The sequence below is a fragment of the Streptomyces sp. NPDC032091 genome, from assembly GCF_055580265.1.
Window position 1 is genome coordinate 477780 of the sequence record NZ_JBVILR010000004.1, and the last position, 23491, is coordinate 501270.

The 23491-nt window shown below is 73.5% G+C and carries 21 protein-coding genes; 15 read left to right on the top strand and 6 right to left on the bottom strand.

From position 1 onward, the window contains the following. Positions 1-293 precede the first annotated feature (293 nt). Positions 294-2540: a xanthine dehydrogenase family protein molybdopterin-binding subunit gene (locus ACZ5NJ_RS10300; protein WP_468764283.1), complete on the top strand. Its 2247-nt coding sequence runs from the start codon at positions 294-296 to the stop codon at positions 2538-2540. Positions 2541-2558: 18 nt separating this feature from the next. Continuing rightward, positions 2559-3014, top strand: coding sequence for a (2Fe-2S)-binding protein (locus ACZ5NJ_RS10305; protein ID WP_468764284.1), 456 nt, complete (start codon positions 2559-2561; stop codon positions 3012-3014). Between the two features lie 26 nt (positions 3015-3040). On the opposite strand, the gene ACZ5NJ_RS10310 is transcribed toward ACZ5NJ_RS10305, so the two are convergent. Continuing rightward, on the bottom strand, positions 3041-3460 hold the full coding sequence (locus ACZ5NJ_RS10310) for an SHOCT domain-containing protein (RefSeq protein ID WP_468764285.1): 420 nt from the start codon (positions 3458-3460) through the stop codon (positions 3041-3043). Positions 3461-3635: 175 nt separating this feature from the next. Between ACZ5NJ_RS10310 and ACZ5NJ_RS10315 the strand changes: the two genes are divergently transcribed. Then, entirely contained in the window at positions 3636-5603 is a 1968-nt protein-coding gene (locus ACZ5NJ_RS10315; protein ID WP_468764286.1) for an APC family permease, read from the top strand. On the opposite strand, the gene ACZ5NJ_RS10320 is transcribed toward ACZ5NJ_RS10315, so the two are convergent. Next, on the bottom strand, positions 5494-6882 hold the full coding sequence (locus tag ACZ5NJ_RS10320; protein ID WP_468764287.1) for a helix-turn-helix domain-containing protein: 1389 nt from the start codon (positions 6880-6882) through the stop codon (positions 5494-5496). The genes ACZ5NJ_RS10315 and ACZ5NJ_RS10320 overlap by 110 nt on opposite strands. Positions 6883-7026: 144 nt before the next feature. Between ACZ5NJ_RS10320 and ACZ5NJ_RS10325 the strand changes: the two genes are divergently transcribed. From ACZ5NJ_RS10325 to ACZ5NJ_RS10355, 7 genes are all read left to right on the top strand, one after another. Continuing rightward, positions 7027-7590 carry a TetR/AcrR family transcriptional regulator gene (locus ACZ5NJ_RS10325; RefSeq protein WP_468764288.1) on the top strand — a complete coding sequence of 188 codons (564 nt, stop codon included), beginning with the start codon at positions 7027-7029 and terminating at the stop codon, positions 7588-7590. 173 nt (positions 7591-7763) lie between these two features. Continuing rightward, complete coding sequence (locus tag ACZ5NJ_RS10330; protein ID WP_468764289.1) at positions 7764-8177, top strand: hypothetical protein; 414 nt, start codon at positions 7764-7766, stop codon at positions 8175-8177. Then, positions 8174-8959, top strand: coding sequence for a transcriptional regulator (locus ACZ5NJ_RS10335; protein WP_468764290.1), 786 nt, complete (start codon positions 8174-8176; stop codon positions 8957-8959). The genes ACZ5NJ_RS10330 and ACZ5NJ_RS10335 overlap by 4 nt, the downstream gene beginning before the upstream one ends. 83 nt (positions 8960-9042) lie before the next feature. After that, positions 9043-9477, top strand: a complete 435-nt coding sequence (locus ACZ5NJ_RS10340; RefSeq protein WP_468764323.1) for a roadblock/LC7 domain-containing protein — start codon at positions 9043-9045, stop codon at positions 9475-9477. 48 nt (positions 9478-9525) lie between these two features. Then, positions 9526-9900: a hypothetical protein gene (locus ACZ5NJ_RS10345; protein WP_358892213.1), complete on the top strand. Its 375-nt coding sequence runs from the start codon at positions 9526-9528 to the stop codon at positions 9898-9900. 196 nt (positions 9901-10096) lie between these two features. Beyond that, positions 10097-13663, top strand: coding sequence for a bifunctional glycosyltransferase/CDP-glycerol:glycerophosphate glycerophosphotransferase (locus tag ACZ5NJ_RS10350; RefSeq protein ID WP_468764291.1), 3567 nt, complete (start codon positions 10097-10099; stop codon positions 13661-13663). 124 nt (positions 13664-13787) lie between these two features. After that, positions 13788-14276: a VOC family protein gene (locus tag ACZ5NJ_RS10355; protein WP_468764292.1), complete on the top strand. Its 489-nt coding sequence runs from the start codon at positions 13788-13790 to the stop codon at positions 14274-14276. A gap of 16 nt (positions 14277-14292) precedes the next feature. Here the strand turns inward: ACZ5NJ_RS10355 and ACZ5NJ_RS10360 are convergent, their stop codons facing one another. Then, the gene (locus ACZ5NJ_RS10360) at positions 14293-15015 is read right to left on the bottom strand and encodes an SIR2 family NAD-dependent protein deacylase (RefSeq protein WP_468764294.1); all 723 of its coding nucleotides are present in this window, start codon (positions 15013-15015) and stop codon (positions 14293-14295) included. A gap of 191 nt (positions 15016-15206) precedes the next feature. On the opposite strand from ACZ5NJ_RS10360, the gene ACZ5NJ_RS10365 reads away from it, so the two are divergent. Together ACZ5NJ_RS10365 and ACZ5NJ_RS10370 are read left to right on the top strand one after the other, a co-directional pair. Beyond that, on the top strand, positions 15207-15692 hold the full coding sequence (locus ACZ5NJ_RS10365; protein WP_468764295.1) for a hypothetical protein: 486 nt from the start codon (positions 15207-15209) through the stop codon (positions 15690-15692). Positions 15693-15714: 22 nt separating this feature from the next. Beyond that, entirely contained in the window at positions 15715-16557 is an 843-nt protein-coding gene (locus ACZ5NJ_RS10370; RefSeq protein WP_468764296.1) for a GNAT family N-acetyltransferase, read from the top strand. 79 nt (positions 16558-16636) lie between these two features. On the opposite strand, the gene ACZ5NJ_RS10375 is transcribed toward ACZ5NJ_RS10370, so the two are convergent. The 3 genes from ACZ5NJ_RS10375 to ACZ5NJ_RS10385 form a co-directional block, all read right to left on the bottom strand. After that, positions 16637-17080, bottom strand: coding sequence for a subtilase-type protease inhibitor (locus ACZ5NJ_RS10375; protein WP_468764297.1), 444 nt, complete (start codon positions 17078-17080; stop codon positions 16637-16639). Positions 17081-17357: 277 nt separating this feature from the next. After that, the gene (locus ACZ5NJ_RS10380) at positions 17358-17828 is read right to left on the bottom strand and encodes a Crp/Fnr family transcriptional regulator (protein ID WP_468764298.1); all 471 of its coding nucleotides are present in this window, start codon (positions 17826-17828) and stop codon (positions 17358-17360) included. A gap of 141 nt (positions 17829-17969) precedes the next feature. After that, entirely contained in the window at positions 17970-18272 is a 303-nt protein-coding gene (locus ACZ5NJ_RS10385; RefSeq protein WP_395509323.1) for a hypothetical protein, read from the bottom strand. 228 nt (positions 18273-18500) lie between these two features. Between ACZ5NJ_RS10385 and ACZ5NJ_RS10390 the strand changes: the two genes are divergently transcribed. The 3 genes from ACZ5NJ_RS10390 to ACZ5NJ_RS10400 form a co-directional block, all read left to right on the top strand. After that, positions 18501-20426: a glycoside hydrolase family 5 protein gene (locus ACZ5NJ_RS10390; protein WP_468764299.1), complete on the top strand. Its 1926-nt coding sequence runs from the start codon at positions 18501-18503 to the stop codon at positions 20424-20426. A gap of 135 nt (positions 20427-20561) precedes the next feature. After that, positions 20562-23291 carry a DNRLRE domain-containing protein gene (locus ACZ5NJ_RS10395; protein WP_468764300.1) on the top strand — a complete coding sequence of 910 codons (2730 nt, stop codon included), beginning with the start codon at positions 20562-20564 and terminating at the stop codon, positions 23289-23291. Beyond that, a partial coding sequence (locus tag ACZ5NJ_RS10400) for a hypothetical protein (protein ID WP_468764301.1) occupies positions 23225-23491 on the top strand: 267 nt, incomplete at its 3' end. The genes ACZ5NJ_RS10395 and ACZ5NJ_RS10400, both read left to right, overlap by 67 nt.

Genomic DNA, 23491 nt, shown 5'->3' on the forward strand with positions numbered 1-23491 from the left:
CCTCCTCACGTGTCGCCAACGCGTACGACTGTGGTTCCATCGTCCGCCCGCGGCCGGAAATCGGCCTTCCGGGCGGGGCGGCTCGATCGTACGGGCGAGATGTACGAGGCCCGGGGCGCGGCCGGGCCGCCGGGGGGCCGCTCGGACCCCGTCCGGGGCACCACTCGAACGAAGGACCCCGTACGTCACTTCCGCTTCCCACCCCACCGCATGATCGCTACCCTACGTGTCGGTAACGAGCCGGTGCGGTCCGCTGCTTCACACGTGGGCCGGGGGAGGGTGGGCAGGGTCGGATGGCAGTGGAGAGCAGCACGCCTACGGGGCGGGACGGGAGCGGCCACAGCCGCCGGTCCTTCCTGACCTACCTGGTCGCGGCCCCGACCCTGGCCCTCGTCACCCGCGCCGGCGCCGACGCGCTGGCCCCGCAGCCCGCGCACGCCGTCGTGCCGAGCCTGCCCGAGGTGGCCGACCTGATCGACCTCGGGGACCTGTTCATCCTGGCCGGCGCCCCGACCTCGTCCCTCCTCGCGCTCGTCGTCGAGGAGGACGGCACCATCCGCTTCCGGCTGCCCCGCGAGGAGGTCGGCCAGGGCCTCACCACCGCGGTGGCCATGCTGGTCGCCGAGGAGCTCGACGCCCCGCTCGGCAGCGTCCGGGTGGAACTGGACGACGCCCGCCCCGAGCTGCTGTTCAACCAGCTCACCGGGTCCTCCAACTCCATCCGCTCCCTGTACGGGCCGGTCCGCCAGTGCGCCGCCACCGCCCGGGCCCGCCTCGTCGCGGCCGCGGCGGCCCGCTGGAGCCTCTCCGCCGCCTCGCTGACCACCGCGAACGGCTCGGTGCGCGCCCCGGACGGCCGCACCGCCGGCTACGGGAGCCTCGCGACGGCCGCCGCCGCACCCGGGCTCGTGGTCCTCGGCGCCACGCCCAAGCCGGCCGCCCGGCACGCCCTCGTCGGCACCCCGACCAGCCGCATCGACGCCCGCGCCATGGTCACCGGCGCCCAGCGCTACACCCTCGACCTCGACGTACCGGGCGCCAAGCCCTGCGTGCTGCGGCGCCCGCCCAGCCTCGGCGGCACCGTCCGCTCCGTGGCCAACCGCGCGGCCGTCCAGGCCATGCCGGGCGTCCTGCACGTGGTGACCGTCCCCACCGGGGTCGCCGTGGTCGCGGAAACGTTCGGCCAGGCCCTGGACGCCAAGGCTGCCCTCCAGGTCGAGTGGGGTCCCGGACCCGCCGACGGGCTCTCCGACGAGCAGGTCCGCGCCAAGCTCCGCGCCGCCACCCCGCCGCTACTGGTGCCGCCGCTGCTCACCCCGTACGTGGACGCCGAGTTCGACTTCGCCTTCGTCAGCCACGCGCCGATGGAGACCAACTCCGCCGTCGCCGATGTCCGCGACGACCGGGCCGAGATCTGGTCGGGCCTGAAGTCCCCCATCGTCGCCCGCGAGACCATCGCCGCCGACCTCGGACTGCCGCTGGACAAGGTGAAGGTGCACGTGGTCCAGGCCGGCGGCTCCTTCGGCCGGCGCCTGTTCTTCGACGCCGCCCTGGAGGCCGCCCGCGTCTCCAAGGCCTGCCGCCGCCCGGTGAAGCTGATGTGGACCCGTGTGGACGACACCCGGCATGGCCGGATGCGCCCCGCCACCCACCACCGCATCCGGGCCACCCACCTGCTCGGCGAGGTGCTCAGCTTCGAGCACCGCGTCGCCGCCGCCGAGACCGACTTCCGGCACGGACTCGGCGAGATCGTCACCGCCACCGCCGCGAGCCTGCCCTCCGGCATCGGCAACGCCACCCTGGCCCAGACCCTGTTCCTCACCACGGTGAAGTCCCCGTACCACTTCGGGCTCACCACCCAGGCGCTGACCGAGGTGCCCACCGGGATCCCCACCGGCTCCTGGCGCTCGGTCTACTCGGCCAACACCCGCGGCGCCGAGGAGATCGTGGTCGACGAACTGGCCGCCGCCACCGGCAAGGACCCCTACCGCTTCCGCCGCACCTTCCTCAAGACCGACGCCCAGCGCGCCGTGCTCGACAAGGTGGCGGCCGAAGGGCAGTGGGGACGCGCCCTGCCGGCCGGCTGCGCGCAGGGCATCGCCTTCCACGAGGAGTACAAGTCGCGCACCGCCTGCCTGGTGGAGATCGACACCCGCGACCCGGAGCACGTCCGCGTCACCCGGGCGGTCATCGCCGTCGACGTGGGCCTGCCCGTCAACCCGCGCGGGCTGGAGGCCCAGATGATCGGCGGCCTCACCGACGCGATCTCCACCACCCTGCGCGCCGGGCTGCACCTGGACAAGGGGCTGCCGCTGGAGGGCAGTTACAGCCAGTTCCACTGGGCCAGGCAGCGCGACACCCCGCAGGACGTACGGGTCTTCGTCCTCCCGGCCACCGCCGCCGTGCCGGGCGGCGCGGGCGAGCTCGGCGTGCCCGCCGCCGTGGGAGCCATCGCCAACGCCTGGGCCCGGGCCACCGGTTCCAAGCCGCGCAGCTTCCCCCTCGACTTCGACGTCGACTTCACCCCCTACCCGCGCTGACCCCTGGAGTACGCCGCCGTGCCCTCGCACACCTTCACCGTCAACGGCCGGAGCGTCACCGTCGACGCGCCCGACGACCTGCCCCTGCTGTGGGTGCTCCGCGACATGCTGGGGGTCACCGGGCCGAAGTACGGCTGCGGCGTGGACGTCTGCAAGGCCTGCACCAGCCACCTCGACGGAGTGGACGTCCGCCCCTGCGTGGTGCCGGTCTCCGCCTGCGCCGGCAAGCGGGTCACCACCATCGAGGGGCTCGCGGACGGCGACCGGCTGCACCCCGTCCAGGAGGCCTGGCTCGAACAGGACGTCGCCCAGTGCGGGTTCTGCCAGCCCGGGCAGATCATGGCCGCCGTGGCCCTGCTCAAGCGGACGAGCGAGCCCACCGACGCGGACATCGACGCCATCGCCAACATCTGCCGCTGCGGCACCTACTTCCGCATCCGCGAGGCCATCCGCAGCGCGGCCGCCCGGATGTGACGGCCGCGCGGCGGGGGGCGCCGGAGTCAGGCCAGGAGCTTCTCCTTGGCCTGGCGGAACTCCTCCTCGTTCAGCTCGCCCTTCGCCCGCAGCTCGGAGAGCTTCACCAGGTCGTCGGCCGTGGCCCTGCCGGGGGCGGGTGATCCGGCGGTCTCCCGGATGTAGGCGTTGAAGGCCTCCTGCTGCTCCTGCACGTGCTGGATCTCCCGCTTGCCCATCTCGCGGCCCCGGGCGATCACGTAGACCAGGACGCCCAGGAACGGGATCAGGAACAGGAAGACCAGCCAGGCGGCCTTGACCCAGCCGCTCATCCCGTGGTCCCGGAAGACGTCCACCACGACCCGGAACAGCAGGATCAGCCACATCACCCAGAGGAAGATCCACATCACGGTCCAGAAGGCGCCGAGCACCGGGTAGTCGTAGGCCAGGTCGACGGATGTCGTCACGGCCGTCTCCTTCCGTAGGGGCCGGCCCCCCGCTCGGATGACCGCAGGGCGGCCGACCGAATCACCATCGCAGCGCCCGGTGAAGATCGCCACTGGGCCGTACGGGGGACGCCGACCCGGTGCAGTACGGCCCCGGAGCGTCTGAAATCCGCGCAGGATGGATATACCTCGCGGAATGAGGCGAATCAATGCGAAACGGGTGCTGGTGGGTGAGCCCCTCGACACCGCGCGGCTGGGCGAGACCCTGCTGCCCAAACGGCTCGCGCTCCCCATCTTCTGCAGCGACCCACTCTCCTCCGTGGCCTACGCCACCGAGGAGATCCTGCTGATCCTCGCCCTCGGCGGAGTCGCGCTGCTCCACCTCGCGTGGTACGCGGCCGCCGCCATCGTCTTCCTGCTGGTGGTCGTCGTCGCCTCCTACCGGCAGACCTGCCACGCCTACCCCGGCGGCGGCGGCGCGTACGTCGTCAGTTCCGAGAACCTCGGCCCCACCGCGGCGCTCACCGCCGCCAGCGCCCTGCTCGTCGACTACGTGATGACGGTCGCCGTCTCCGTGGTCTCCGGGGTCGCCGCCATCACCTCGGCGATCCCCTCCCTCAACGGCCACCAAGTCGGCCTGTCCGTCGCCTTCGTGGTGCTGCTGACGCTGATGAACCTGCGCGGGGTACGGGAGTCGGGGCGCGTCTTCGCCATCCCCACCTACGGGTTCGTGCTCATCGTCTACGTCATGTTCGCCGTGGCCGCCGTCCGCCTCGGGACCGGCGCCACCATCCGTGCCGAGTCCGCCCACCTCCCGATCGACGCCGCCGGCACCTACACCGGCATCGCCGTCGTCTTCCTCGCCCTGCGCGCCTTCGCCTCCGGCTGCACCGCCCTCACCGGGGTCGAGGCCATCAGCAACGGCGTCCCCGCCTTCCGGAAGCCCAAGGCGAAGAACGCGGCGACCACCCTCGCGGCGATGGGCGCCCTGTCCGTGACCATGTTCGCCGGCATCACCGCCCTCGCCATGGCCTACCGGGTGCACGTCGCCGCCGACCCCACCGAACTGGGCCTGCCGCCCGGCACCCCGATGTCCACCGCCCTCGCCCAGATCGGCCGGGCCACCTTCGGGGACCTGGACTTCCTCTTCTACCTGCTCCAGGCAGCCACCGCCGGCGTCCTGGTCCTCGCCGCGAACACCGCCTTCAACGGCTTCCCGATGCTCGCCTCGATCCTCGCCAAGGACCACTACGCGCCCCGCCAGCTCTACAACCGGGGCGACCGGCTCGTCTACTCCAACGGCGTCGTCCTGCTCGCGCTCGCCGCCATCGCCCTCATCGTCGCCTTCGACGCCCAGCTGACCCGCCTCATCCAGCTGTACATCATCGGCGTCTTCGTCTCCTTCACCCTCTCCCAGGCCGGCATGGTCCGGCACTGGCGGCGCGAACTCGCCTCCCCCGCGACCCCGCGCGCCGGACGGGTCCACATCCACCGCCGGCTCGCCATCAACGCGGTCGGCGCCCTCATGACCGCCGTGGTCCTGGTCATCGTCCTGATCACCAAGTTCACGCACGGCGCCTGGCTGGTCGTCATCGCCATGCCCGCCCTCTTCCTCGGCATGAAGGGGGTCCGCCGCCACTACGAGGCGGTCGCCGGACAGGTTGCCGTCGCCCCCGGCGACCGGCCGCGCAAACCCGCCCGCCACCACGTCGTCGTCCTCGTCGCCAACGTGCACGCGCCGACGCTCAAGGCCCTCGGCTACGCCCAGGGGCTGCGGCCCGACACCCTCGGCGCGCTGTCCGTGGCCGCCGACGAGCAGGAGGCGCAGCGGCTGCGCCGGGCCTGGGCGGAGATCGACCCCGGCATGCCGCTGAAGGTGCTGCACTCGCCGTACCGGGAGGTGGTCGGCCCGGTGGTGGCGTACCTGGAGGAGGCGGCCGCCGCCGAGGGCACCGACATGCTCTCGGTCGTCATCCCCGAGTACGTCGTCGGGCACTGGTGGGAGCAGCCCCTGCACAACCAGAACGCGCTGCGGCTCAAGGCGCGCCTGCTGTTCACCCCGGGGATCGCGGTGATCGACGTGCCGTACCTGCTGGAGTCGGCCCGTCACCCGCAGCCGCCACCGCCGGAGCCGACGCGGCCGCAGGAGGCGGCGGCGCCGTAGCCCGCTGGGCCACCGCCGCGTGGGCCAGGGCCAGTTCCACCACGTGCGCCGGGTCCGACAGGGCCCGGCCGGTGAGCTGCTCCAGGCGCCGCAGCCGGTTGGAGACGGTGTTGCGGTGGCAGTAGAGCCGCTGGGCGGCGTACGTGGTCGAGCCCCGGCAGGCCAGCCAGGTGCCCAGGGTGACCAGCAGCACCCGCGCTTCCTGCGGCGGCAGCGCCAGCACCGGGCCCAGCACCACCTCCCGCAGCCGGCCCGCCAGTTCCGGATCGGCCGCGACCAGCGCCGCCGGGAGCCGCTCGTCCAGCAGGGCGGCGCCGCCGGACCCGGCCGGGGGCGGGGCCGCCGTCCGCAGCGCGAGCGCCGCCAGCCGGCGGGCCCCGGCCAGCTCGGCCGGCGAGGCGACGACCGGGCTGATCCCGGCGCGCACGGGCAGCGGGGCCAGCAGGGTGCGCAGGGCCTCCAGCGGGTGGCGGCCCAGCTCGGCGAGCCCGGTCTCGCCGTCGGCCCCCACCCGCCACAGCAGGCGCGGGCCGTCCGCTCCGGATCCGGACGCGCCGCCCGGGCCGCCGCCGGGCCGGGCCGGGAGGGACGGGCCGGGAACGCCGCCGCCGGCGAGGGACGCCCCCGTCACGCCGTCACCCGGGCGGGACGCTCCCGCTCCGCCGCCCCCGGCCGGGCCGGCCGGGCCCAGCACCACCACCGCGAAGCGGCCCCGTTCCGGCAGACCCAGCCGCGCGGCGGCGGAAGCCACCGACTCCGGGGTCCGCGGGCCCGCCCCGGCACCGTCGAGCAGGAGGTCCAGCAGGGCCGCCCGCCGCTCCCGTTCCCGCTCCCCCCGCTCCGCCCCCGCCCGCTGGTACGCCTCCGAGGCGGCGTCCGTCAGCTGGTCGAGTACGTCCCACAGCGCGCCCGCCCCGGCCAGCAGCCGGGGCAGCGCCGCCCGGTCGTGGGCCGCCACCGCTTCGGTCAGGCACTGCCACACCAGCCTCCCGCCGTACCGGTAGGCGCGCCGCAGGGAGGCGAGCGGCAGCCCCTGTGCCGCCCGCAGGACCCCGGCGGCCCGGGCGTCCGCCAGCTCCACCGGCTCCCCGCGCACGGTGCGGACCAGGCCCTCGACCGCCTGGTGCAGGGTGTGGTGCATCCGCTCGCGCAGCTCCGCCCGGTCGGGCAGCGCGGCCCAGGCGGGGTCCTCGGCCAGGGTCCGGTCGGTGAGCCGGTCCGCCGCGAGGGCGATCCGGCGGTCCAGGTCCTCGCGTATCTCCTCGACGATCCGCTCCATGACGGGCAGGGTGACACGGGGGAGGGGCCGGTGGGGAGAGGCACGGGGGACGGTGCCCGGCGCGGACGGGTCGGCTAGCGTGGCCTGAGCACTGTAGGTGCAGTGCTCACGACCACCCCTCCGCAAGACCTCAGGGAACCGCCCATGCGCCAGAATCCGGAACGCCGGGCCGCGCTGCTCGACGCCGCCATCGAGGTCCTGGCCCGTGAGGGCTCCCGCGGACTGACCCTGCGCGCCGTGGACAAGGAGGCCGGGGTCCCGACCGGCACCGCCTCCAACTACTTCGCCCACCGCGGCCAGCTGCTGGCGCAGATCCTGCGCCGCACCCGCGAGCGCCTCACCCCCGACCCGGCCGAACTCGCCGGCCCCCTCGACACCGTGGAACTGCTCCGCCGCCTCCTCGGCCGGCTGCGGCGCGAGCCCAGTGTGCAGATCGCCGTCCTGGAGCTGCGCCTGGAGGCCACGCGCAGGCCCGAACTCCGCGAGGAGCTGTCGCGGTTCCTGGCGGACGAGCTGGAGGCGAACATCGCCGGGCACCTGGAGGCGGGACTCCCCGGGGACCGGCAGGGGGTGGCCCTGCTCTACTTCGCGATGCAGGGCCTGATCGTGGACGACCTCACCGTGCCCGCCCTGCTCGACGCCCACCCGGTGGAACCCCTCCTCGGGGTGATGGCCGAGCGTCTGCTCCCGCCGGGGCCCGCGCAATGACCACCGTCTTGATCAGAAACAAACGGGTTCCGGCCAAGCTGTCACGCGCTACCGCGCATGTTCCAGCGGAAAATGCCAGAACACCCTTTCGCCGTGTGGAACTTGAGTAAGTTCCCTCCTGTCACGCCGTACGACGACCGTGCGCAGCACGTTCGGCCGGGAGGGGAGCCCGCGTGCCCGGGATCGACGAATGCCTGCTCGAAGCCATGGCCCTGCCGGGCGCCCGGGGGGCCGCGCTGGTCGACTGGAGCAGCGGACTGGCCCTCGGCACCGCCGGGGAGTCGCCCGTCGGCGACCACGAGACCACCGCCGCGGAGACCGCCGAACTGGCGCGGGCGGCGGCCGAGTACGAGTCCTTCGCCCAGCCCGTCCCCGCGGCGGCGGCCGCGGCCGCCGCCGCGCTCGCCGGGCCGCCCGTCGAGGACCTGATCGTCACCACCCGCACCGGCTACCACGTGCTCCGGTTCGTCGAGACCAGCTTCGACAGCAGCGTCTTCCTCCACCTGTGGCTCGACCGCGCCGAGGGCAACCTCGCACTGGCCCGGCTCAGACTGCGCGCCCTCGCCGAAGGGCTGGTGCTCCGATGACCGCCGCCGTGCAGAGCCTCGCCGCCGTCTCCCCCCTGCTGACCCGGCTCGCCGCCGAGCGGGCCACCGGCGCCCTGCTGCGCGACCGCGGCACCCTCTTCCTGGAGGACGGCCGCATCGTGCACGCCGAGAGCCCTTCCACCCCGGGCCTGGACGTGCTGCTCACCACCGGCGGGGGCCTGGCCCCCGAGCGCTGGAACGAGGCCGTCAACGAGGCCGGCGCCAGCCGTCAGGTCGCGCGGTTCCTGGTGGACAGCGGAGGCCTGGCCGGCGGGGAACTGGAGATCTGCCACATCGCCGCGATCTTCGACGCCGCCTTCTTCGCGCTCTCGCCCGGCAGCGGTCCCTCCCGGTTCCGGCGCGGCGCCACCCACTGGATCGGCTCCGTCCGGTCCGTCCCGGCGGCCGCCGTGGAACGCGAGACCCGCCGCCGCCGCGAGCTGCTGGACGCCGTGTGGCCGTACCCGCAGCTCGACACCGCCCCGGTCGTGCCCCGGCAGGCCGCGCCCGGGCAGGTCGTCACCGCCCGGCAGCGGGCGCTGCTCGGGCAGGCGGACGGGGTGCGGACCCCCGCCGACCTGGCGTGGGTGCTGGGCCGGCCCGCCTTCCACACCCTGCTCGACGTACGAAGACTCGCGGCCGCCGGGCTCGTCGAGACACCGCACGCGCGGCGGCCGGCCCCGGCGCCGGTCCCGCCCCTGCCCGACTGGATCACCCAGACCCAATCCCCGGACGTGGCGCTGCTCCGCCGGTTACGCGACGCACTGGAGGCAAGTCTGTGAGGCTCCCGCTCCGACCGGTCCTGCGAGCCGACCGTTTCGAGCGGAGGCCGCCCGAAGGGAGGAAAGCCGACATGAGCATGGTCATGCTGCCCGCCGAGGCCGAAGCCGAGATACTCGCCGAGCTCCGCCGCCTGCGGGCCCGGCTGCCCCAGCTCAGCGGTGCCCTGGCCGCGAGCGTCGACGGCCTGGTGCTGGCCCAGGACAGCGCGGCCAGTGAGGCCGAGTCCGTCGCGGCGCTGACCGCCGCCGCCCTCGGGGTGGCCCAGCGGCTCAGCGACTGCACCGGGCAGGGCGGGTTCCGGGAGCTGCTCGTGCGCGGGGAGCACGGCTACGTCGCCACGTACGCGGCGGGCGGGGCGGCCGTCCTCACCCTGATCGCCGAGCCGCGCGTCAACGTCGGACGCCTCCACCTGGAGGCCCGCCGCTCCAGCATCCGGATCGCCGAGCTCATAGAGCACAGCCTGGGCCGCCGGTCCGGCCCCGAGGCGCCCGTGGCGGACGGCCCCGACCGCACCTGACGGACCCGACCGAACAAGCACATCGCAAACGACTGCAAAGGAAGCCTCATGGTCAACGTGGAAACCGCCCTCAAGGAAGCCACCACCAGCATCGAGGGCGCGATCGGCGCGGCCCTCGTCGACTACGGCAGCGGCATGGCGCTCGGCCACGTCGGCGGCGGCAAGGACCTGGACCTGACGGTCGCCGCGGCCGGCAACACGGACGTGGTGCGGGCCAAGGTCCGCACCATGGAGATGCTCGGCCTGAAGGACGAGATCGAGGACATCCTGATCACTCTCGGCAGTCAGTACCACCTGATCAGGCTGATGAAGGGGCGCAACAGCGAGGGCTTCTTCCTCTACCTCGCCCTCGACCGGAACCGGGCCAATCTGGCCATGGCGCGCCACCAGCTGAAGAAGATCGAGGAGAGCCTGGAGGTCTGACGGTCCTGACGGCGGCCCCCGCCGGGGTCGCGACGGCACGGTGGCGGGCGGCTGAATTCTTGCCGCTCGCCCCGGCGGACCGGCCGATATGTCCGAGATGGGTAAAGTTTATCATCCTGTTACAGAGTAAGATGCTGTAATTGGCTGATCATCACCCCGGTCGACAAAGATAAACACGCTGGAGAACCCGTCACCCATGCCCCCGCGCCTGAGCATCGTCGTACCCTCCTACAACGTCGAGCTCTACCTCGACGAGTGCCTGGAATCCCTAGCAGCTCAGACGTTCGACGACTTCGAAGTCGTCATCGTCGATGACGGGTCCACGGACAACAGCGCGGCCATCGCCAAGGCCTTCGCTGAGCGTGACAAGCGCTTCCGGGTGGTCCTGCAGGAAAACGCCGGCCTCGGTGCCGCGCGGAACGTAGGCTTCCGGCACGCTTCCCCGGACAGCGAGTACCTGGCCTTCGTCGACAGCGACGACACGATGCCGGCGGACGCCTACCAGAAGCTGATCGACGCCCTGGACGAGAGCGGCTCCGACTTCGCCGCCGGCAACGTCAAGCGCTTCCGCTCCGTCGGCATGCAGCAGTCCTGGGGCCACCGCGTCGCGTTCGCGAACACGCGGCTGAAGACCCACATCTCCAAGTTCCCGGCGCTGGTCACCGACCGCACCGCCTGGAACAAGGTCTACCGGCGCGGCTTCTGGGAAGAGCACGGCTTCCAGTACCCCGAGGGCATCCTCTACGAGGACGCCCCCGTCAGCATCCCCGCGCACTACTTCGCCCAGAGCGTCGACGTGATCAGCGACTGCGTCTACCACTGGCGCGTGCGCGAGACCGGCGAGCGCTCCATCACCCAGCGCTCCACCGACCCGGTCTCCGTCATCGACCGCGTCACCTCCGTGCGGCTGGTGCGCGAGGCCCTGCTCGCCAAGACCGGCGAGAAGTACGCCCGCTACCTGCGCGACTACGACTACAACGTGCTGAGCGAGGAGCTCCCGCTCATCTACAAGTACGTCGCCGAGGGCGGCGAGGACTTCCGCGCCGCCTTCGTCAAGGAGGTCGGCGGCCTCGTCCGCGAGATCGGCACCGGGCCCTGGACCGACCTCACCGTCGCCGACCGGCTCAAGGCGTACCTGGCCCGCGAGGGCCGCGTCGAGGAGTTCATCGCCCTCCTGCACCACCAGCGGGACTTCAGCTACAGCGTGCCGGTCAAGGGACTGGCCCGCCCGCAGGCCGACTACCCCTTCCTCAAGGCGCCCGTCCCGCCCAAGCTGCTGACCCTCGGCCCGCGCGAGCGCCGCGTCGTCAGCCGGCTGGAGCAGGCCGCCTGGAGCGACGGCAAGCTGCTGCTGCGCGGCTACGCCCTGCCCGGCCACATGGGCGCCGAGAGCCGCCTGGGCTCCCGCAAGATGCTCGTCTTCCGCGAGCAGGGCAAGCGCCGCCGCACGGTCGTCCCCGCCCGCACCGTGGCCTCGCCGATGGCCACCGTGAACTCCCCGCACCTCGCCCTGCGGCACGCCGACTGGGCCGGCTTCACCGCCGTCGTCGACCCCACCGTCTTCCAGTCGGGCGGCACGTGGCGCGAGGGGATATGGACCACCTCCATCGCCGTCACCGGCCCCGGCGGCCTGCACCGGGCCCGCCTCAAGGGCGGCGAGCACGACAGCGGCACGAACCCGCCCGCCCACTGGGCCACCCCCGACGTGCGCATCGTGCCGACCGTCGCGGGCTCCCTCACCGTCCAGGTCGAGATCGTCCGTGCCCGCGTCCTCGACGTCCGCCCGTCCGGCGACGACGCCCTGGAGCTGACCGGCGAGCTGGCCCCGGGGGCCGGCGAGGGCGTCGTCCTGCGCGCCGAACACGCCGCCAGCGGCACCACCCTCGACATCCCGCTCACCCAGGGCACCGCCGCCGCGGGCGGCCGGATCCCCTTCACCGCCCACGTCCCGCTCGCCGGACTCGGCGCCGTCGCGCCCGCCCGGCGGGAGCCCGGCGAGTGGAGCCCCCAGGCATGGACCCTGGCCGCGGTACGCGCCGACGGCACCCGCCACCCCCTGGTCCACGACGAACGCGGCGGCTTCACCGGCCTGGCCGCCCCGCTCCCCGGCGGGGACGCGGACCTCGCCGTCTTCGCCAAGCGCGCCAGGAACGGCCACCTCGTCCTCTCCGTCCAGCCCTCCCCGCCGCTCGTCGACACCGTCTCCGCCGAGGCCGGCACGCTGACCCTGCGCGGCACCTTCCGCGCCCCCGCGGACAGCGCCGACGAGGCCTGGGAGCTGGTCCTGCACGACCAGCACGGCACCGAGTTCAGCTACCCCGTCACCCGCGACGGGGACCGCTTCGAGGCCTCCTTCGAGCCCGTGCTCCCCGAGGCCTACGCAGGCCGCACCACCCTCCCGCAGGGCCGCTGGTGGCCCACCCTGCGCCCGGTGAGCCAGGGCGGCACCACCGCCGGCCTGCTCGGCGTCGACCGCGGCGCCCCCGTCCAGCTCGTCGGCGACGCCCTGAACACCGGACCCCACCCGGTCACCGTGCTGGGCCGCCGCATGCGCGTCGAAGCCCGCCACCACGACCGGATGGCCCTGGTCAGCGACCCGCTGCTGAGCCCGCACGACCGCTCCCGCTACGCCCAGCGCGTCGCCCGCGACGAGACCTACCCGGCCCAGCGGCGGCTCCCCGTCAAGGACCTCGTCGTCTACGACGCCTTCCAGGGCAACGGCGCCGGCGACGCGCCCCGCGCCATCCACGAGGAGCTGCTGCGCCGCGGCGAGAAGCTGGAGCACGTCTGGCTGGTCCGCGACGGCCGCGCCGAGGTCCCCGCGACCGCCCGCGCCGTCCAGTACGACAGCCTGGAGGCCTGGGACGTCCTGGCCCGCGCCCGCTACTACGTGGTCAACGACAGCGTGCCGAGGACCTTCCGGCGCCGCCCGGGCCAGACCGTCGTCCAGACCTGGCACGGGACGCCGCTCAAGCAGATCGGCTACGACTTCACGCACGACTACTACACCAGCCCCGAGGTCCTGGAGGGCCTGGCGCACGACAGCGCCCAGTGGACGCTGCTCGCCTCGCCGAGCTCGTACGCCACCCCCATCCTCAAGCGGGCCCTCGGCTACGAGGGAGAGGTCGTCGAGTCCGGCAGCCCCCGCACCGACGCGCTGGTACGGCCCGACGCGGAGCGGATCGCCGAGGTCCGCCGCCGGCTCGGCCTGCCCGAGGGCAAGAAGGTCGTCCTCTACCTGCCGACCTGGCGCGAGAACCGCGAGGACTGGAGCGGCGGCTACAAGCTCGACCTGCGCATCGACCTGGACGCGGCCCGCCGCGAGCTCGGCGAGGACCACGTCCTGCTCGTCCGCGGCCACCACCTGGTGCGGGAGCAGCTCCGCGACGGCGTGCGCGACGGCTTCGTCGTGGACGTGTCCCGCTGGCCCGACACCACGGACCTGCTGCTCGTCGCCGACGTGCTGATCTCGGACTACTCCTCCGCGATCTTCGACTTCGCACTGACCGACAAGCCGATCCTGCTGTTCGCGTACGACCTGGAGCACTACCGCACGACCCTGCGCGGCTTCACCTTCGACCTGGAGGAGAAGGCTCCCGGCCCGCTGTTGAAGGACTCCGCGAGCCTGATCGAGGCCGTCCGCGACGCGGACGCCGTGGGCGCGCGGTTCGCCGAGGCGCGGGCGGCGTTCCGTGCCGAGTTCTGCGACCTGGACGACGGCCACGCCGCCGAGCGGGTCGTCGACCGCATGCTCGGGAAGTAGCCGCGTAGCCCGAACGGGTGAACGTACGGACCGGCCCCGCGCCCACCGATGAGAATCGGGCGCGGGGCCGGTCCGTGTTCCAGGAGGGCCGCCCGGCCCTCCCGTACCCCTGGAGGCAGCAGTCATGACCAGCAAGGGCTTCACCACGTGCCTGTGGTTCGACGGCGACGCGGAGGCCGCCGCCGATTATTACCTCTCCGTCTTCAAGGACGGCCGGATCCTGCGCACCGCCCGCTACACCGAGGCGGGCCCCGGTCCGGCCGGCGAGGTGATGGTGGTCGAGTTCGAGATCAACGGCCAGAGGTTCATCGGCCTCAACGGCGGCCCCCAGTTCCCCTTCACCGAGGCCATCTCGTTCCAGATCCACTGCTCCGACGAGCCCGAGGCGGACTACTACTACGAGGCCCTGACCGCGGGCGGCGGCCAGGAGTCGGCCTGCGGATGGGTCAAGGACCGCTTCGGGGTCTCATGGCAGGTCATCCCGCCCGGAGCCATCGAGCTGATCAGCGACCCGGACCCCGGCCGGGCCGCCCGCGCCACCGCCGCGATGCTGGGGATGAAGAAGCTCGACGTGGCGGCCATGCGCCGGGCGGCGGACGACGCGACGGCCTGAGGCCTGCCGAGGCCGTCTAGGCGAAGCGGGCCAGGAGGGCCGGGAGGGCGATGCCGATCGGTTCGCGGATCACCTCGGCGGCCAGGGAGTCGTACGGGGTCTCCTCCGCGTTGACGATGACCAGCCGCGCCCCGGCCTCGGCCGCCATCCCGGCGAGCGAGGCCGCGGGCTGCACCTGGAGGGTCGTGCCGACGGCGATGAACACCTGGCACCCCTTGGCCACCGCCACCGCCCGCGCGAGCACCTCCGGGTCCAGCCGCTCCCCGAACATCACGGTCGCCGCCTTGAGGATCCCGCCGCAGGACCGGCAGTCCGGGTCGGGCTCCCCGGCGGCGACCCGGGCCAGCGCGTCGTCCATCCCCGACCGGGCGTGGCAGCGGGTGCACACCACCGCCCGGGCCGTGCCGTGCAGCTCGAACACCTTCCGCGCGGGCATCCCGGCGAGCTGGTGCAGCCCGTCCACGTTCTGCGTGATCACCCGTACCGGGGTGCCCGCGCGCTCCAGTTCCGCCACGGCCGTGTGCGCCGCGTTGGGCCGGGCCCCGAGGGCCCCGATCTCGGCGCGCATCAGCCAGGAGCGGCGGCGGACCTCGGGGTCGGCCATGTAGTGCTCGTACGTCACGAGCTTCTCGGCCTCCGGATCACGGCGCCACAGCCCCTGCGGCCCCCGGTAGTCCGGGATCCCGGAATCGGTGGACATCCCGGCCCCGCTGAACACTGCGACAAGCTGCTTTCCCATGCGCCGACCCTAGGCGGCGGCCGCCTGGACCCGCGAACGATTTCCGCCCCGCCAGGCCGGCTCCCGGCGCAGCACCCGGGGCCGGTCGGCGCAAGCGGAGGGGCGTTTCTGCGGTGAATCTCCACCCCCACCGGAGTGAGAACGCGCCGCGCCCCCGGCAGACCCCCCGGGTCGCCGGTTACATACCGGACATGACGCTCACCCCGCCCCGTTCCGGCGCCCTCCTGCTGGCCGCCGCCGTGTCCCTCCTGCTCCCCCTGGTCGCGTCGTCGGCACCGGCGGCCGCCCTCGCCGATCCACAGCCCCGCCGCTCCCCGGCCCGGACGCCGGCCGACCCCCAGCCCCGCTGGTACCAGCGGCACACCACGGAGGAGATCACCCGCTTCCTGCGGACCTTCTACGGCAGCCACGGCCCCTCCGCGCAGGACCGGGAGCACCGCGTCTCACAGCTGCTCAAGGACAAACAGGCGCACGCCCCGGAGACCGACGTCCTGCTCTGCCGTCCGGGCACGCCCTGGTCCATCACCGTCGGCCAGGCCACCGCCATGCCGTCGGCGTTCGTCGGCTGGGCCACCGTCACCACCACCTGGCCCTCCGGGGTCACGGACACCTTCACCGCGTACGTCCGCACCGACTCCCGTCCGATCACCCTCGACGACGTGATCTGCGCGGGGTGATTTCCGGGGTAGAACACCCCGCATGACGCGATTCGAGATCACCGGCGCGAGCGCCGCCGACATGGAGATGCTGCGCACCTGGGCCGACGAGGAGGGCTGGAATCCGGGGGACAGCGACCGCTTCGCCTTCGCGGTCGCCGACCCGGACGGCTTCCTCGTCGGCCGGCGGGACGGCGAACCCGTCGCCTGCATCTCCGCCGTCCGCTACGGCAGCGGCTTCGGGTTCATCGGCTTCTACATCGCCCGCCCCGACGTCCGCGGCCAGGGATACGGGATCCGGCTGTGGCGGGCCGGGACGGAGCGGCTCGACGGGCGGCTCGTCGGCCTCGACGGGGTGGTGGAGCAGCAGGACAACTACCGCAAGTCCGGGTTCCGTTCCGCCTGGACGAACATGCGCTGGGAGGGGGTCCCGCGGCCGGGTGACGACGCGGGGGTGGAGATCGTCGACGCGGCCTCCCTGCCCTTCGCCCGGCTCGCCGCCTACGACCGCAGGTTCTTCCCCGAGGCGCGCGACGCCTTCCTCTCCGCCTGGACCGCCCTGCCGGGCCGGACCGCCCTCGCCGCCGTCCGCGACGGCCGGATCGAAGGCTTCGGCGTGATCCGCCCGTGCAGCTCGGCCTCCCGGATCGGGCCCCTGTACGCGGCCACGCCGGAGGTGGCCTCCGCCCTGGTGCGGCGGCTCGCCGGGCACGCCCCCGGCGGGGAGGTGGCGGTGGACGTGCCCGACGTGAACCCGGCCGCGGCCGCCGTGGCGGCCGGACTGGGGCTGGCCCCGTCCTTCGAGACCGCCCGGATGTACACCGGGCCGGTCCCGGAGCTGGACTGGGGCGGGCTGTACGGGGTCACGAGCCTCGAACTGGGCTGACCGACCGGGGCGGTGGGGCCGGGCGGCGGTCGGCGGCGCCGCCCGGCCGGTCCGCGGGGGTCGCGCCCGCGGGCGGCGCTCAGATACCGAAGAGCGCGCCGGTGCTGCTGCGCAGACCACAGGGGTTGCCGAAGGTGTACGTGTAGCTCATCCGCCGGCCCTGCCACACGCCGTCCGCGGTGACCGTCACCGGGTTCCACTCCCGGGTGCACGCGGTGTCGGGGCGGGGGGCGGCCAGTACGTCGAGCGAGGCCCCGTTCGCCTTCAGCTCGGCGCAGGCGGCGGCCGGCGACGGGTGGGTGCCGCCCGGGCGCGGCGCGCACACCAGGGTCACCGCGCGCAGCACGGTGCCGGTGGCGGCGTTCTGACCGGCCGTCACGCTGACCACGAGCGCGGACGGGGCGTACATGCTCTGCGCTCCGGTCGGCGCCGCGTCGGCGGCTCCGGTCCCGGCCAGGGCGGTGAGGGCGGTGAGCGCCATTGCTCCGGAAGCCAGTCCCAGACTCCTGGTGATGGACCGCATTTCGAACACTCCTCGGGTCGGTGTTTCGGATAGCGGACGGGAGTCTTGCCGATCCGGGGCGGGAACGCCCGTTCGTACCGCTATTTCTCGTCACCGATCGTGAGCACATGAGTGCAGTCCGCAGCGATGGCGGCCGCGTGACCTGTGAAGGAGGGATTCCGGGAATCGGCCGAACACGCCCCCCGTACGGGACCGGCGTGGGGCCGGTGGGGCGTGCGGGAGGCGGTGCGGGGCAGCGGTGCGGGGCGCCGGCGCGGCCGCACCGGCGCCGGAGCGGTCAGCGGGTGGGCGTCCACCGGGGGGCGTAGAGGTCGAGGAGCCGGGTACGGGTCTGCTGGAGGCGTACCGCGAGGATCCGGCCGACCCAGTGGCCGATGGCGGAGCCGAAGGCGGGGTCCGCGTCCATGAGCAGGCGCACGGCCTGCCCGTCGAACTCGTAGGCCCTCACCGGGGTCATCGCCTCGGCGCTCAGCTGCCAGGTGTACGGCGGGAACAGCCAGGACCAGCCGACGAGCTCCCCGGGCCCGAGGCTCTCGACGGCCGCGGCGCCCCGGTGGCCGCCGGCGGGCAGCGGGACCTCCAGGGTCACCGTGCCGGAGCGCACGATCCAGAAGGCCTCCGCCCGGCCGCCCTCTTCGAAGATCCGGGCGCCCTCGGGGAAATTGACCTCACGGGCGTGGGACATCAGCCGGCCGCGGTGCTCGGCGGACAGCACGGCGGCGACCCGGATGGGGGAAGGTGTGCTCACGACGGCCTCCGTTCAGGACCCCCCGCAACCTTCTGGTCCCCCCAGTGTCGCCGACCCGGGCCGGATCGCCGCACAGCACGGGCCGGGCACCCCGGTCCGCCCGCCGCCCACCCGGCCGGCGTGCGTCCCGGACCCGGACGGCTACTCCTCGGCGCCGGCCTCCAGGCAGGCCAGCTCCATCGCGTCGAGCACCGCCTCGTGGCTGCGACCGCTGAGCTCGGCGACGTTCTCGATCTGGGCCGTCGCCCAGGCGGCCAGGGTCATCACCAGCACCCGCAGCCCGTCCGTACCGTGCTCGGCCAGGATCGCGTCGGCGACGGCCATCGCGTCCTCGGGCACCCGCTCGGGCGGCTCCAGCCCGGCCAGTCCGCGCAGCATCGCCAGGGTTCGGCGGGAGATCTCCGGAGTGATCTCCGCCAGCCGCATGTCCTCTTCCTCGTCCATCAGCCCCACCCTCCGGTGCCGTCGCCCAACCCTCACGGCACGGTAGGGCCGTCCCGCCCCGCGCGGGGCCGTTTTCCGCCGGGTCGCCCACGGGGAGGTGCGGCGCGGGCCCACGGGTTGACGCACCGGGGCACCGGGTGGCGCAGGCGCCTTCCCTCCCGTACGACCGGCCGGTAACTTGTCCGCCGCAGCCGCCCGGACGGGGCGGCCGGACCGGGTGGGAGCCAGATGAAGAGCCTCGTACGGGTGCTGTCGGGGGTGCTGCTCCTGGCGGGCGGCCTCCTGCCGGCCGCCGCCCCCGCCCCCGCCGCCGCGGCGCCCGCGCCGGCCGCACCGCGGGCCGCCGCCGACCCCGCGTCGTGGACGCCCCCGCTCTCCACCCGGGGCCGGTACGTCGTCGACGCCCAGGGCAACCGCTTCCGGCTGCGCTCCGGCAACTGGGACGGCGCCCAGGGCTCCTGGAACGGCTCCGGCGACATGACCGACCCCGCCACCCACCACGCGGGCCAGGACTCCCACGGCATCCCCCTCGGCCTGGACCGGGTGCCGATGCCCGTCCTCCTGGCCGACTTCCGCGCGCTCGGGCTGAACAGCGTCCGGCTGCCCTTCTCCAACGAGATGCTGCACACCACCGCCCCTGTCCCGGACACGGCCGTCGCCGCCAACCCGGCGCTGCGCGGCCGCACCCCGCTCCAGGTCTACGACGCCGTCGTGGCCGCCCTCACCGACGCCGGCTTCGCCGTCATCCTCAACAACCACACCGGGACCACCCGCTGGTGCTGCGGCCTCGACGGCAACGAGCGCTGGAACAGCACCCGTTCCACCGCCCAGTGGGCCGACGACTGGGTCTCCCTGGCCCGCCGCTACCGCGACAACCCGCGCGTGGTCGGCGCCGACCTCTACAACGAGGTCCGCCGCGACACCTGGGACGACCCCAACTGGGGCCTCGGCGACGGCCACGACTGGCAGGCCGCCTCCGAGGAGGCCGCCGACCGGATCCTGACCGAGGCCAACCCGAACCTGCTCATCGTCATCGAGGGCATCAACTGGACGGGCATCCCCGCCGACGGCCTCCCGCACGGCCGCCCCCTCCTCACCCCCGCCCGCACCCTCTCCCACACCCTGGTCGTCTCGGACAAGCTGGTCTACTCGGCCCACTTCTACGGCTACACCGGCCCCCACCACAGCGGTGCGACCGGCCTCGGCGAGACCCATGACCCCCGCTACCAGGACATGAGCCGGACCGAGCTCGAACAGGCCCTCTACGACCAGGCGTTCTTCGTCTCCGCCGAGACGGGAAGGCACTTCACCGCCCCGGTGTGGATCAGCGAGTTCGGCATCGGTGCCGACGAGAGCGGCACCGCCCCGCGCACCTGGTTCCAGAACACCACCGCCTACCTGGCCTCCTCCGACGCCGACTTCGCGTACTGGCCGCTCGTCGGCTGGAGCACCACCGCACAGGGCGCCCCCGGCGGCGACAGCTGGGCGCTGCTCCGCTACGACCGCACCGGCCGGCGCACCGGCGTCCTCGACCCCCCCGACTGGCGCACCGCCCCCTGGACCGCCCTGGGCGCCGCCGCCGGCCGCACCGGCCCGGTCCCCGCCACCCCCGCCTGGTACCAGCTCAGCACCGACCACCGGGACCACAACGCCTCGCTGCTCTCCCGGGCCGCCGGGGACTGGGACGGCGGCGCCCGCAAGGCCGTCTGCCCCGACGGCGCCCGCCTGGCGGGCCTCAGCCACACCGGCGGCCGGGGGCTGTGCTCCACCTCCGAACTGCGCGCACCGGGCGGCGGCCAGAGCGTCATCCGCGACGAGACGTACGTCCCGGCGGGCGGCGACTGGGCCACCGGCTACACCAAACTCCAGTGCCCGGCCGGGCAGTTCCTCATCGGGTACAGCCTGCGCGGCGACCGGGTGTCGGCGGCCCTGTGCGCCCCGGCCCGCGTCCCCCTCGCGGGCTCCGGCCGCACGGTCTGGTTCGACCGGGGCGACGACCGCCCGGCCGGGGCTCCGGGCGGGGACTACGCCTGGGGCCACTACAAGGGCCAGTGCCTGCCCACCGAGTACGCGGCGGGCATCGCCTTCACCGCCCGCGCCGGCTTCCGCCCCTCCCCGGCGTCCCTGCTGTGCCGGGCCCTGCCGGCGGGCTGAGGCCCCCGGACCGCGGCCGCCGGGCCTCCCGCGCCGGCGGCCGTTCGGCATGCGGTGGGTCAAGTGTGGTGACCCGCAAGGCAATCCGCCCTAGGGTGCGCCCGTACGGACAACGGATACCGAACTGGGGGGTTCATGCGTAGATCCAGAGGGCTGGCAGCCGCTCTCGCCCTGTCCCTGGCCGGCACCGGCGCGGCCGTGGGGCTCGGGCTCGTCCCGCGGGCCGCGGCCATCACCCCGCCCGTGGCCTTCACCGCCGACGCGCTGCCCACCTGGCAGCCCAACGGCATCGTCTGGGCCCTCGCCGAGGCCGGCGGCACCGTCTTCGTCGGCGGCACGTTCTCCACCGTCCGCCCGCCCGCGGGCGAAGCGGGCGGCGAGCAGCCGGCCGTGAACTTCGCCGCCCTCGACGCGGCGACCGGCGCCCCGACCTCCTGCGGCCTGTCCTTCACCGTCGCCAGTGGTACCGCCACGGTCCGCGCGCTCACCCTCTCACCGGACAAGAAGACGCTCTACGCGGGCGGCTACTTCGGCGCCGTCAACGGCACCCCGGTCTCCAGCATGGCCGCCGTCGACGTGGCCACCTGCACCGTGAAGCCGTCCTTCCGGCCCGCCTTCGCCGCCACGGTACGGGCCATCGCCGTCGCCGGCGACACCGTCTACGCGGGCGGCGACTTCCTGACCGTGAGCGGCCAGCCCCGGCAGCGCTTCGCCGCCGTCGCCGCCGCGGACGGCGCGCTGCGCCCCTTCCGGGCCGACGCCGACGAGCCGGGCCGCGCCGTCGAGGTCACCCCGGACGGCAGGAACGTCCTGCTCGGCGGCGACTTCTTCACCGTCAACGGGACGAACACACACGCGCTGGCCGTCGTCGACTCCACCACCGGCGCCCTCACCAAGGGCTACCCGGGCTTCATCGAGACCAACTCCGTGGTCAAGGACATCGCCACCGACGCCACCGGCTTCTACACCGCCAACGAGGGCACCGGCGGCGGGGTCTTCGACGGCCGCATCGCGCTCAACCTGTCCGACTTCAACCAGCGCTGGCGCGACACCTGCCTGGGCGCCACCCAGGCCGTGCTGCCATACCAGAACGTGCTCTACAGCGCCTCGCACGCGCACGACTGCTCCAGCGTCGGCGAATACCCCGACGGGCAGCGCCACCACCTGCTCGCGCAGCCCACCACCAGCGTCGGCAAGCTGGGCTGGGCGCCCGACACCAACGACGGCGTCGGCGAGGGCATCGGGCCGCGCGTGATGACCGTCGGGTCCGGGAACGGAACGCAGTACCTGTGGGTGGGCGGCGAGTTCACCACCGTCAACGGGGCGGCCCAGCAGAGCCTGACGCGCTTCTCCTCCACGGGCGACACCGGCGCCCCGACGGTTCCGCTGGCCAGTGCGGCGAGCGTGAAGCCCGGCGAGGTCCAAGTGCGCTGGCGCACCAGCCTGGACCTGGACGACAGCGCGCTCACCTACCGGATCTACCGCAACGGCGCGGCCGCCCCGATCGGCACGGTCACCGCCGACTCGCTGTTCTTCAAGCGCCCGCAGGCCTCCTGGACGGACACCACCGCCCAGCCCGGACAGTCGTACACCTACCGGGTGACGGCCACCGACGCGGCGGGCAACACCAGCGCCCCCTCCGCACCCGCGAGCGTCACCGTCCCGACCTCGCCGGAGGCGTACGCGAACCAGGTCCGCGCGGACGGCGCCCAGCTGTACTGGCGCTACGACGACACGGTACTGCCGTACGTCGCCGACTCCTCGGACGGCAACCAGGCGGGCGTGCACCACTACGCCCCGGCCCTGCGCCAGAGCCCGGGGGCGGTGGCCGGCGCGAGCACCGCGATCGGCTTCAACGGCACCGACGCCCACGTCTACGGCGACCGCCGCCAGACGGTGGGCGGCACGTACAGCATCGAGACCTGGTTCAGGACGAACACCACCCGCGGCGGCAAGCTCGTCGGCTTCGGCAGCCAGCAGATCAACGGCAGCGGCCAGTACGACAAGCACGTCTACATGACCGACGACGGCCGGCTGGTCTACGGGGTCTACACCGGCGCCACCCGCACCATCACCACCGCCACCGCCTTCAACGACGACAAGTGGCACCACGTCGTCGCCACCCAGGGCCCCGGCGGGATGACCCTGTACGTGGACGGCGTCCGGCGGGGCACCCTGAACGTCACCACCCACGAGAACTACACGGGCTACTGGCGCGCCGGCTTCGACGGACTCGGCGGCTGGCCGGACCGCCCCACGAGCGAGCACTGGGCGGGCCTGCTCGACGAGACGGCCGTCTACCCGACGGTCCTGAGCGCGGCGCAGGTGCAGAACCACTACGCCCTCGCCTCCGCCCCGGCGGACTCCACCGTCCAGGTCACCGCGGCCGAGGACACCTACGCCAACGCGGGCGCCCCGGCCGCCAACTACGGCACCTCGGGCTCCCTGGCCGTCCGCGGGACCCCGCTGTACACCGGCTACCTGCGCTTCGACCTGCCGGCCGCCCCGGCGGGCAAGGTGCTCAAGTCGGCCGCGCTCAGCGTGAAGACCAGCACCATGGCGGGCGCCGGCACCACGGACACCGTCTCGGTGGTCCCGGTCACCGGCGCGTGGACGGAGACCGGCACCACGTACGACAACCGCCCGGGCACCGGCAGCCCGGCGCTCGGCGCGTTCCCCGGGATCCCGGACGGCTCGGCGGTCCACACCGCCGGGCTGAACACGGCCGCCGTGGCCGGGGCGCTGGGCGGCTCCTACAGCCTGGCGCTGACCAGCGCCGGGACCGACGCCCTGTGGCTGTGGTCCTCGGAGGCCGCCGCCGCGGAGGCCACGCCGAGGCTGACGCTCACCTTCGGGGCGCCCTGACCGGGCCTGGGGGGGGGGGGGGGGGAGGGGGAGAGAAAGAAAAAAAAAAAAAAAAAAAAAAAAAAAAAAAAAACAAAAAAAAAAAAAAAAAAAAAAAAAAAAAAAAAACAAAAAAAAAAACAAAAAAAAAAAAAAAAAAAAAAAAAAACAAAAAAAAAAAAAAAAAAAAAAAAACACAAAGCAGAAGCCAACAGAAAAAG

Bases quoted from the DNA above. Each gene is read 5' to 3' on its own strand.
- ACZ5NJ_RS10390 (WP_468764299.1), top strand. From the start codon at position 18,501: ATGAAGAGCCTCGTACGGGTGCTGTCGGGGGTGCTGCTCCTGGCGGGC.
- ACZ5NJ_RS10365 (WP_468764295.1), top strand. From the start codon at position 15,207: ATGACGCTCACCCCGCCCCGTTCCGGCGCCCTCCTGCTGGCCGCCGCC.
- ACZ5NJ_RS10335 (WP_468764290.1), top strand. From the start codon at position 8,174: ATGACCGCCGCCGTGCAGAGCCTCGCCGCCGTCTCCCCCCTGCTGACC.
- ACZ5NJ_RS10325 (WP_468764288.1), top strand. From the start codon at position 7,027: ATGCGCCAGAATCCGGAACGCCGGGCCGCGCTGCTCGACGCCGCCATC.
- ACZ5NJ_RS10345 (WP_358892213.1), top strand. From the start codon at position 9,526: ATGGTCAACGTGGAAACCGCCCTCAAGGAAGCCACCACCAGCATCGAG.
- ACZ5NJ_RS10340 (WP_468764323.1), top strand. From the start codon at position 9,043: ATGCTGCCCGCCGAGGCCGAAGCCGAGATACTCGCCGAGCTCCGCCGC.
- ACZ5NJ_RS10350 (WP_468764291.1), top strand. From the start codon at position 10,097: ATGCCCCCGCGCCTGAGCATCGTCGTACCCTCCTACAACGTCGAGCTC.
- ACZ5NJ_RS10370 (WP_468764296.1), top strand. From the start codon at position 15,715: ATGACGCGATTCGAGATCACCGGCGCGAGCGCCGCCGACATGGAGATG.
- ACZ5NJ_RS10320 (WP_468764287.1), bottom strand. From the start codon at position 6,882: ATGGAGCGGATCGTCGAGGAGATACGCGAGGACCTGGACCGCCGGATC.
- ACZ5NJ_RS10355 (WP_468764292.1), top strand. From the start codon at position 13,788: ATGACCAGCAAGGGCTTCACCACGTGCCTGTGGTTCGACGGCGACGCG.
- ACZ5NJ_RS10360 (WP_468764294.1), bottom strand. From the start codon at position 15,015: ATGGGAAAGCAGCTTGTCGCAGTGTTCAGCGGGGCCGGGATGTCCACC.
- ACZ5NJ_RS10385 (WP_395509323.1), bottom strand. From the start codon at position 18,272: ATGGACGAGGAAGAGGACATGCGGCTGGCGGAGATCACTCCGGAGATC.
- ACZ5NJ_RS10395 (WP_468764300.1), top strand. From the start codon at position 20,562: ATGCGTAGATCCAGAGGGCTGGCAGCCGCTCTCGCCCTGTCCCTGGCC.
- ACZ5NJ_RS10375 (WP_468764297.1), bottom strand. From the start codon at position 17,080: ATGCGGTCCATCACCAGGAGTCTGGGACTGGCTTCCGGAGCAATGGCG.
- ACZ5NJ_RS10315 (WP_468764286.1), top strand. From the start codon at position 3,636: ATGAGGCGAATCAATGCGAAACGGGTGCTGGTGGGTGAGCCCCTCGAC.
- ACZ5NJ_RS10300 (WP_468764283.1), top strand. From the start codon at position 294: ATGGCAGTGGAGAGCAGCACGCCTACGGGGCGGGACGGGAGCGGCCAC.